The sequence below is a fragment of the Vulcanococcus sp. CPBay_Sum15L08_68 genome (assembly GCF_017855895.1).
GTDB lineage: Bacteria > Cyanobacteriota > Cyanobacteriia > PCC-6307 > Cyanobiaceae > Vulcanococcus.
Map to the genome: position 1 here is coordinate 1 of NZ_JAFMFX010000065.1, position 9,770 is coordinate 9,770.

Genomic DNA, 9,770 nt, shown 5'->3' on the forward strand with positions numbered 1-9,770 from the left:
ATGGCCTACTTCACCTGGAAGGAAACAGGACTGACGGGCGACTGCGCCAGCCTCGAGGCGATGGCCTCGCGCTTTGAAGAAGCCGCGGCCCTGATGCGTCGGATGGCCTCTGAGGGATTTGTGCTGGAGCGCCATAGCGATGGCCAACACATCACCCACAGGGATGCCGGGGTCTTTGCCGCCTATGGCTTCATCGATGAACAGTCACCGGTGCGGCAGTTGAACCTGATCGAACTGGACTGAACGGTCAGCCCGCGCGGCGCAGGTAACCGATGAGCCACACCAGCACAAACGCCAGCACCGAAATCCCGAGATAGATCAGCGTCCAACGCTGGAGATCCTCAATGCTCAGACCATTGAGCAGACCATCCGCTGCATCACCGGCAGTGGCGTAAGCAAACGGGGCGAACAACAGCACGGGCACGCGGCGATGCAAGATCGCGCAAGTCTCTCGTCTCCGCGGCGGCCATGGCCAGCTCCAACTTCCCCCGCACCCTGATGCTCTTGGGCAGCGGTGAATTGGGCAAAGAGGTGGCCATCGCCGCGCAACGCCTGGGTTGCCGTGTGATCGCAGTGGATCGCTACGCCGGGGCCCCCGCGATGCAGGTCGCTGATGTGGCCGAGGTCGTACCGATGACGGACCCGGAGGCGCTCAAGGCGGTGGTCCGTCAGCACCAACCCGATGTCCTGATCCCCGAGATCGAAGCCCTGGCCGTGGACGCCCTGGCGGAGCTGGAGGCCGAGGGCACCACCGTGATCCCCACGGCCCGCGCCACGGCCGTGACCATGAACCGCGACCGCATCCGCGACCTCGCCGCGACGGAACTGGGGCTACGCACGGCCCGGTTCGCCTACGCCAGCAGCGCCGAGGAGTTGGCGCAGGCCGCCGCACCCCTGGGTTGGCCCGTGGTGGTGAAGCCGGTGATGAGCTCCTCCGGCAAAGGCCAAAGTGTGGTGGACGGTCCCGAGGGCATTCCCGCCGCCTGGGAGGCCGCCATGGCCGGAGCCCGGGGTAGCGGCGCCCGGGTGATCGTCGAGGAGTTCCTCCACTTTGAGCAGGAAATCACCCTGCTGACCGTGAAGCAGTGGAACGGCCCCACCCTGTTCTGCCCGCCCATCGGCCATATCCAAGAGCGGGGTGACTACCAGTGCAGCTGGCAACCCGCCCAGCTCGAGTGGGAGCAACTGGCCGCCGCCCAGACCATGGCGCGGGAGGTCACCGACAACCTCGGGGGCGCTGGCATTTTTGGCGTGGAGTTTTTCGTCTGCCGCCTACCCGATGGCAGCAGCGAAGTGGTCTTCTCCGAGCTCTCGCCCCGACCCCACGACACCGGCCTGGTGACCCTGGCCGGACAAAACCTGAGCGAATTTGAACTGCACCTGCGGGCCGTCCTGGGGCTGCCCATCCCTGAGATCCGCTCCGAGGGGGCAGCCGCCAGCCGCGTGATCCTGGCTGCGCGACAAAGCGACAGCGTGGCCTTCAGCGGCCTGGACGAGGCCCTGGCCGAAACCGATGTGCAGGTGCTGCTGTTTGGCAAACCCGACGCCCGTCCCTACCGGCGCATGGGGGTGGCCCTGGCCCGCGGTGCGGACCTCAAGGACGCACAGCAAAAAGCCGATCAAGCCGCCGGCAAGATCCAGGTGATCTAGAGGCCCAAACCCCTCTAGCTCCAAGGGATAACGCGAGGTACTTTGCGCTCATCTGAGTGCCTTATGTCCCCCGCCCAATCCAATCCCCGGCGCCAAGGGCGCAGTCCGCAGCGGGACCCCAGGCGGGGGAAAGCGGATCTCCAACCTGCTGAGCGCCGCGTCCGCCGCGACAACGTGACGCAGCTGGATCGCCGGCGACCAACCGCGGCACCGGCCAAACCCGTCAAGCGCCGGCAGGGGCTCCCCCGCCTGCCCCTGTTCGTGGCCGGCCTTGGACTGGGCTACGCCCTGCATGGCCTGCCCGCGGTGGTGATGGGAGCCTTTGATCAGCCCAAACAGCTGATCGGATCCCTGGTGGCCCCAGTGGCCTCGGGCGATCGACGCATCGTCGTCCTGGGGACCGACGACGTCAGCACCAACACCGACGTGATGCTGACGATGCATCTCGACGACGGCCGCACCAAGCTCACCCAGGTCCCCAGGGACACCTTCATCGACTCCGAGCGCTACGGCGTGATGAAGGCCAACGCCCTCTACAGCAGTGGCGGCCCCGAGATGGTCAAGGCGGAGCTCAGCAAGCTCCTCTCCGCCAAGGTCGACCGCTATCTGGTGCTGAACCTGAACGCCGTTCAGCGACTGGCGGATGCCATCGGCGGCGTCGAGGTCGACGTCCCCAAACGGATGGCCTACGTCGACAACAGCCAAGGCCTCTACATCGACCTCTATCCCGGACGGCAACTGCTCAAAGGGGAGGCACTGGAAGGATTCCTGCGCTTCCGCCACGACCAGCTGGGTGACATCGGCCGAATGGAGCGCCAAAAGCTGGTGCTGGCGGAGGTCTTCCGCAAACTGGCCAACCCAGTCATGGCGACCCGACTTCCCGAGTTGATGGAGATCGCTGGCAAGGACATGCGAACGGACCTCTCCCCAATCGACATGGGCAAGCTGATCACGGCCATGGCCACGACCAAACTGGCCTCCAGCCGGGTCGAGGGGGTCCCGTTCTGGCACCAGGAGATCAGCTATTGGATGCCCGACAGCAACCCCAATCGCCAGAGCTACCTGAGCCAAGACCCAGACGCCCTGCTGCCCTAGCGGCTCAAGAAGCGGTAGTGGTCTAGACCCTCCAGCACGCCCCAAGCCTGAGGCCTGGAGGCGAAAAAGACCTTCGGACGGCGGCGCAGCTGATCCAGGGAGTGGTCGTGCTCGGAGGCCACCAGGCCAAGCGAGCTGCCGTTCAGGAGCTCCGCATCACCCTGCTGGGCCGCCACCACCAGCACCTGATCCAGGGGTAGGCCCCAGTTCAGGCAGAGGTGACGAATGGCATCCGCCTTGGACGCCCGCATCGGCAGCACATCCAAGAACCAATGGTGGAAGAGGTGGGCTCGAGCCTCCAGCCGGTGCTGGCGCAACCGCTGCCGCACCATCTCGAGCACCCCCGCGGTGGGCGCCTCCAGGGTGTAGCTGACCTTGTAGCTGCCTTGATTCACCTCCGGCTGCAGCGACAGGCGGGGGCTGAGTCCTTCGAGCACCTGCTCGACCCGTTTGCGCTGCCAGCCCTGGGCGATGTGCTGGTGCCAACTGACATCTGGCCGGCCCTCAGCGCCAAAGCGCAGGTCCGCCCCGGCCTCCAGGATCCAGACCTGGGGTTCTGGCAGATGCAATTCGGCAAAGCGCAGCCGCGCTGAAGCGAAGTGGCGACCGCTCAACATGCCGATGCCGCACTGGGGATCAGCGGCCAGTCGGCGGCGGAGATCCTCGAGGCCAGCCGGCTGCGCCGACTGCAGGCAGACATCGAGATCGAGCAAGAGCAACCGTTGCACCGGAGGAGCCTCGACCTTCACCGGTTGGGCCGGGGACGCAGCCACCACCCCGGGGGTGCAACGACGGTCGCCCTCCCCCAGGTAGCTGCAGACATGGGCATCCCAACTGAAGTTGCGGCTGATGGCCTCGATGCCGTTGTCGCGCCAGGAGCGCCAGCGATCGAGATCCGCACCCGCCTCTTCCAGGGCTTGCTGCAGCACATCCAGATCGGTCACATCCGCCAGCTGGCCGTTGGAGCAGCGCTGAAGGATGTCCCGCGGCCCCCCGTCATCGGTGCTGACCAAGGGCAGCCCGCAGGCCGCCGCCTCCAGCAGGGTCAAACCAAAGGGCTCCGTCAGGGCCGGGTTGACGAAGATTCCGCAGCGCTGTGCCGCCCAGCGATAGATCGCAGGGATCTGCTCACCGCGATGGTGCTTGGGATAGGCGACCTTGCCGTAGAGATCAAAGCGATCCACCAGCTCAAAAATCTGCTGGAACTGATCCCGCTGCTGCTTCTCGAGCGAGCGGGGATCCTCACGGCAACCCAGCACCAGGACGAGGTTGTGGCGCTCCTGCAGTAGGGCGGAGCGGCCATAGGCCTCCACCAGAGCCGGGACGTTCTTGCGCCGAACCGCGCGGCAGATCGTGAGTAGGGGTGACTTGTTGGGCTCCCGCAGGAATGGCTCCATCAGGGCCTCCACATCGGACGCCTCGCCAGGCATCGCCACCGGGTGGAAGCGCTGGGCGTCCACCCCAGGGGGCACGACACAGGCCTGCTCCGCCTCAAAGCGGTTGTAGCGGGCGTACTGCTGCTGGGCTTCCTGCTGGGTGCTGGTGATCACCAGGGAGGCCTGGGCCAAGGCACGCTCTTCGGCGTCAATGCGACGGCCAATGGCATAGGTCTGCTCGATCTGCTCATGGGTCAGGCCGCCTTCGAGCAGGCGCCGCTGCTTCTCGCGGCCCAGGGAGTGCCCGGTGAAGACCAAGGGGATCCCAAGCCTTTGGGATACCAAGGCCCCCACATAGCCGGCATCGGCGTAGTGGGCGTGGATCCAATTCGGACGCTGCGGCTGGGCCGCAATGTGGGCCGTGACCGCATCGGCCATCTCATCGAGATAGGGCCAGAGCAGTTCCTTGCGCAGGTAGCGCCGCGGTCCACAGGGGAAGCGAACGATGTTGGCGCCGTCAGCCAGCGGTTCATGGGCCTGGGCGTAATCAGCGGAAACCCGCTTGTCCTGAATCAAACGGGTGACCACATCGACGCGGTCGACCTCCGGGCGAGCCGCTAATCCTTTGGCCAGCTCGAGCACATAGGTGGTCTGACCACCGGTATCTGCATCACGTCCCAGCTCCAGGTCATGGCCGCGGAACAGGCCATGCAAATGGAGATGGAGCAAGTAGTAACCCAATTCGCCTCCTCGGCGATTAGCTCACCTTTAGCCGCGATTCCAGGGGCGAAGTCGGAAGAAAAGGGAAAGATCAAGCAGAGATCGCGTCGCGGTTTTCGCTGACTTAGGGCTTCCCTACAAGCTTTTGGCGCAGGCTTTTGATGCGATCGCGCAGGTTGGCGGCTTCCTCAAAGTCAAGATTTTTTGCCGCTGATTTCATCTTGTCCTCGAGCTGTTGAATCAGCTCCGGCAGGGCATCGAGCGGCACATCGTTGTGCTCGGCCTGCTCGGTGGCCTGCTCCAACTGCTCGTCGTTCAGGCGCCTGGAGACCTCCAAGAAGGCCAGGATCGAATTGCCGCCCCGCTTACCAGCGGGCGTCGGCGTGATTCCGTGCTTCTCGTTGTAGGCCTGCTGAATCGCACGTCTGCGCTCGGTTTCTGAGATGGCCTTGGCCATCGAATCCGTCAGGTTGTCGGCGTAGAGCAGGGCCACCCCCTCCACGTGACGAGCGGCCCGGCCGATGGTCTGAATCAAGGAGCGCTCAGCCCGCAGGAACCCCTCCTTGTCGGCATCCAGGATCGCCACCAGGGACACCTCGGGCAGGTCCAGGCCCTCCCGCAGGAGGTTCACACCCACCAGCACGTCGTACTCGCCATTGCGCAGGTCCTGGATGATCTCGATCCGCTCGATCGAGTGGATCTCCGAGTGGAGATAGCGAACCCGGACGCCGTTCTCAGCGAGGTAGTCCGTGAGGTCTTCCGCCATCCGCTTGGTCAGGGTCGTGACCAAGACCCGCTCCTTCTTCTCGGCACGGGTACGAATTTCACCCAAGAGGTCATCCACCTGGCCATCGGTGGGACGCACCTCAACGATGGGATCCAGCACCCCGGTCGGACGGATCACCTGTTGGACCACCTCGGAATCGCTCTGCTTGAGCTCCCAATCCCCGGGTGTGGCGCTGACAAAAATGCTCTGCCGGGCCTTCTCCCAGAACTCATCCCCCTTGAGCGGACGGTTGTCTGCAGCACTGGGGAGCCGGAAGCCGTGCTCAATCAGCACGCCCTTGCGCGCTTGGTCGCCGTTGTACATCGCCTGCAGCTGGGAGCAGGTGACGTGGGACTCATCCACCACCAGCAACCAGTCCTCAGGGAAATAGTCGATCAGGCACTCCGGCGGTGTGCCCGCCTCGCGGCCCGCCAGATGGCGCGCATAGTTCTCAACGCCATTGCAGTAGCCGACCTGCTCGAGCATCTCCAGGTCGTAGGTGGTGCGCTGCTCCAGGCGCTGTGCCTCCAACAATTTCCCCTGCTCGTTGAGCACGTCCAGGCGCTCCCGCAGCTCCGAGCGAATGGCCTTGATCGCATCCTCCAGGCGCTCCTTGGGGGTCACGAAGTGCTTGGCCGGATAGATGCTGATCGATTCCAGGCTCTGCAGGATTTCCCCGGTGGTGGGGTCCACATAGCGAATGGCCTCGACCTCATCACCAAAGAGTTCAATCCGCACCAGGCGGTCCTCGTAGGCGGGGCCGATCTCCAGCACGTCCCCCCGCACCCGGAAGCGTCCACGGGAGATCTCCAGGTCGTTGCGGGAGTACTGGTTGTTGACCAAGTCCCGCAGGGAACTCCTGAGATTGAGGGTCTCGCCCACCTCAAATTTGACGGCGGCCTTGAGGTACTCACTGGGGATTCCCAGGCCGTAGATACAGCTAATGGAGGCCACCACGATCACATCACGGCGCTCAAAGAGAGAGCGGGTCGCGGAGTGCCGCAGCATGTCGATCTCTTCGTTGATCGAGGCTGTTTTGGCGATGTAGGTATCGGAGACCGGCACATAGGCCTCCGGCTGGTAATAGTCGTAGTAGGAGATGAAGTACTCAACGGCGTTCTTCGGGAAGAACTCCCTGAGCTCATTGCAGAGCTGGGCCGCCAGGGTTTTGTTATGGGCCAAGACCAAGGCCGGCCGGCCGGTCTTGGCAATCACATTGGCGATGGTGAAGGTCTTGCCGGTTCCCGTCGCACCCAACAGGGTCTGATAGCGCTCGCCTGATTCCACGCCAGCCACCAGCGCCTTGATCGCCTCGGGCTGATCCCCCTTGGGCTCGTAGGGAGCGTGGATTTCAAACGGGTTAGGCATCGGGGCATTCTCGGACAACCGCCCAGGCGGCGTGGCTGCCGAACCAACAAAAAACCCATGCCCCGAAGGGCATGGGTGACGTCCAAAGCGGTGATGCCTTGAGGATCAGACGGCTGCCTTGACGGCGCTGCCCAGGGCCTCGCGCAGGCCACGAACCACGGCGACCATGGCCAGCTGATCGTTGAGCTTGTTGACGGCGGAGCCCACGCCCACGCCAGCGGCACCGGAGGCGATGGCCATCGGCACGGTGACGGAAGACAGGCCAGAAGCGCAGAGCACCGGCACCGAGACGGCGCGGCTGATGCTGTGGGCAGCGGCCAGGGTGGGAGCGGCCTTCTCGATCAGGCCGAGGCTGCCGGCACTGAAGGGCTTGGCACTGGTGCCACCTTCGGTCTGGATGATGTCGGCACCGGCGGCCACCAGATCAGCGGCGAGCTGCTCCTGTTGGTCGATGGGCAGCACGTGGGGGACGGTCACGCTCAGCACCACCTCGGGCAGCAGCTCGCGGGTGCGGCGGGTGATGGAGAGCACCTCAGCGGCATCAAAGATGCGGCCGAGGGGATAGAAGGCGTCGTAGTTGCCGATCTCGACCATGGCGGCACCGGCGGCCACGGCGGCGGGGAACAGCTCAGGATCGACGGCGCTCACGCAGATGGGCAGGCCCGAGACCGAGGCGGCCAGCTGCACCAGCTCAGCATCACAGGCCACGTCGATCAGATCCGCACCACCGAGGCCAGCCGCACGGCTGATGCGCTCGACGCTGGCGGCGTCAAAGTTGGTGAGGCCAGCAATCACCTTGAGAGCGCGCTTCTCGGCCAGGGCCATGCGAAGGGAAGCGGGCAGCCGATCGAGGCGGGACATGCCAGTACAGATGGAGTTTTGCGATTCTCACACGCTGGGCCAGGGCGAATCAGGCTGGGGGCATGGCTGAACGCTGGAGTGATCTGCATCGGCGCCTGCATCAGCAGCTGCTCCAGCAGCAGGATCTGCTGCCCGATGGGGAGCCCCTGCTATTGGCCGTCTCCGGTGGCCAAGACTCCATGGCCCTGGTGGGGCTCTTGAACGACCTAAAACGCCTCCACCACTGGCCGCTGCAGCTCTGGCACGGCAACCATGGTTGGCGCCCTGAAGCCGAGCAGCAGGCCCGCGAACTCCAGGCCTGGGCCCAGGACCAGGGCCTGCCGATCCAGGTCGACGACTGGGAGAGTCCAAAGAGGGATGAAGCCTCAGCCCGCGACTGGCGCTATGGGCAGCTCCAGACCCACGCCCAGCGCCTGGGCTGCCGCAGGGTCGTCACCGGACACACCGCCAGCGACCGCAGCGAGACGGTCCTGCTCCAGCTCGCCCGCGGCAGCCATCGCCGCGGGCTCTCCAGCCTCCGGCAACGGCGCACGCTCAGCGGCACGATTGAGCTGGTCCGCCCACTGCTGGGGTTCTCCCGCAGTGACACCGCCCAGCTCTGCCAGCAGCTGGGTCTGCCGATTTGGCTGGACCCCAGCAACAGCGACCCGCGCTTCAGTCGCAATCGGATCCGCCACGAGGTGCTGCCTGTCCTTGAGGCCCTCCACCCCGGAGCCAGCGAACGCATCAGCCAACTGAGCGAACGGCTGGCCCAAGAGCAGGACGGCGGCGAGCAGTTGGTGGATCTCGCCCTGGGCAGCCTGCAAACCGAAACGGCCCAGGCTCAGCCGGCGTTAAAGCGACGCCCCCTCAGCGGCCTGACCCTCAGCAATCAACGGCTGCTGCTGCACCACTGGCTGACCCGCCAGGGCCTCAGCCTGGGCAACGCGGAACAGTTGGAGCAGCTTCTCCATCGCCTGCCGCCCCACTGCGGTCCTGGCCAGTGGGATCTCAGCCGGGGGCGCTCCCTGCGCTGGAACCGCGAGCTGATCTGGCTGGAGCCCTGAAGAAGCGCGGCCAGGTCTGGCAAAACGACCTAAACCGGAGCGGGAACGGCGCAACGCCATGAGCAGCGCAAGCAGTGATCGCTACGCAGCCATCGAACGGGCCTACGGAGAAGGGCGCTTCAGCGATGCGCTCCAGGGGGCTGAGGCCTTGCTGCACGAGCTGCAAGCCAGCGCCTCTGGGCCTGAGTCAGAGACCGCCCTCAGCCGGCTCCAGCTACTAACGGGTCACATTCACCTCTACGGACTGGGGCAGCCCCAGGACGCGCAGGCCTACTACCAAGCGGTCGCGGACAGCACGGCCCCCTCCACCCTGGTGGACCTCGCCCAGGCCGGGCTCCAGCGCTGTCAACTGCAACCAGCAGCCCAGGAGGAGCCCAGCTCCCAGCAAGCCATTGGGGATCTGCCCGAACTTCCTGCCACCCCCTGGCTCAACCAACTCAGCGAACCCCAGGAGGCCCTCACCGCCCTGCAGGCGGCCTGGACTGAGGTGCCCGCCAGTGGACCAACACCCGTCATCGCAACGCCGACGGTGCTTAACGGCTCGCCGGCAACGCCCTGGGGCGATGCCGCACCCAACGTCGAGGTCCTCGCCGATGAACCTGAGCTTGAGCCTCAGCCAACGGACGACGCGGCGCCAGCCGAGCGTGAGTGGCCCGACTACAGCCAAGGAAACCTGGTGGTGGAGCTGCCCTTCAGCGAAAACCGCCCCCAGGAGCCCCTCCATGAGGGGAGCAACTGGAGACGGTTCTTCAGGCTGAAACGGCCCTAGGGCCGCAGCAGCAGTCAGCTCGCGGCGGAGCGGCGACGACGGGTGCGGCCGGCGATTTCAGGTTCCTCGACCTTGGGAGCAGCCGCAACAGGAGCAGCCTTCACCGGCGCAGGCGCAGG

9 protein-coding genes are annotated in these 9,770 nt (G+C 65.4%); 5 read left to right on the forward strand and 4 right to left on the reverse strand.

Annotated elements, in window-relative coordinates:
* The coding region (locus tag QZ189_RS09440; protein ID WP_247476651.1) for a hypothetical protein at positions 1-243 on the forward strand (243 nt) is incomplete at its 5' end.
* A 4-nt stretch (positions 244-247) separates the two neighbouring features.
* On the opposite strand, the gene QZ189_RS09445 is transcribed toward QZ189_RS09440, so the two are convergent.
* A complete protein-coding gene (locus QZ189_RS09445) occupies positions 248-424 on the reverse strand; it encodes a cytochrome B6 (protein ID WP_247476649.1) in 177 nt (58 codons plus the stop codon).
* Positions 425-468: 44 nt separating this feature from the next.
* On the opposite strand from QZ189_RS09445, the gene purT reads away from it, so the two are divergent.
* Together purT and QZ189_RS09455 are read left to right on the forward strand one after the other, a co-directional pair.
* Positions 469-1,650: a formate-dependent phosphoribosylglycinamide formyltransferase gene (gene purT, locus QZ189_RS09450; RefSeq protein WP_296421625.1), complete on the forward strand. Its 1,182-nt coding sequence runs from the start codon at positions 469-471 to the stop codon at positions 1,648-1,650.
* 63 nt (positions 1,651-1,713) lie between these two features.
* Positions 1,714-2,745 (forward strand): LCP family protein, encoded by a 1,032-nt coding sequence (locus tag QZ189_RS09455; RefSeq protein WP_296421626.1) that lies wholly within the window; start codon positions 1,714-1,716, stop codon positions 2,743-2,745.
* Here the strand turns inward: QZ189_RS09455 and QZ189_RS09460 are convergent.
* The 3 genes from QZ189_RS09460 to QZ189_RS09470 form a co-directional block, all read right to left on the reverse strand.
* Positions 2,742-4,862 (reverse strand): HAD family hydrolase, encoded by a 2,121-nt coding sequence (locus tag QZ189_RS09460; protein ID WP_296421627.1) that lies wholly within the window; start codon positions 4,860-4,862, stop codon positions 2,742-2,744. The genes QZ189_RS09455 and QZ189_RS09460 overlap by 4 nt on opposite strands.
* A 103-nt stretch (positions 4,863-4,965) precedes the next feature.
* Positions 4,966-6,975, reverse strand: coding sequence for an excinuclease ABC subunit UvrB (uvrB, locus tag QZ189_RS09465; RefSeq protein WP_010313886.1), 2,010 nt, complete (start codon positions 6,973-6,975; stop codon positions 4,966-4,968).
* A 105-nt stretch (positions 6,976-7,080) separates the two neighbouring features.
* Positions 7,081-7,836: a DUF561 domain-containing protein gene (locus QZ189_RS09470; protein ID WP_247476642.1), complete on the reverse strand. Its 756-nt coding sequence runs from the start codon at positions 7,834-7,836 to the stop codon at positions 7,081-7,083.
* Positions 7,837-7,898: 62 nt separating this feature from the next.
* Between QZ189_RS09470 and tilS the strand changes: the two genes are divergently transcribed.
* Positions 7,899-8,882, forward strand: coding sequence for a tRNA lysidine(34) synthetase TilS (gene tilS / locus QZ189_RS09475; RefSeq protein WP_296421628.1), 984 nt, complete (start codon positions 7,899-7,901; stop codon positions 8,880-8,882).
* Between the two features lie 58 nt (positions 8,883-8,940).
* Positions 8,941-9,651: a hypothetical protein gene (locus QZ189_RS09480; RefSeq protein ID WP_296415403.1), complete on the forward strand. Its 711-nt coding sequence runs from the start codon at positions 8,941-8,943 to the stop codon at positions 9,649-9,651.
* The last annotated feature ends 119 nt before the right edge of the window (positions 9,652-9,770 follow it).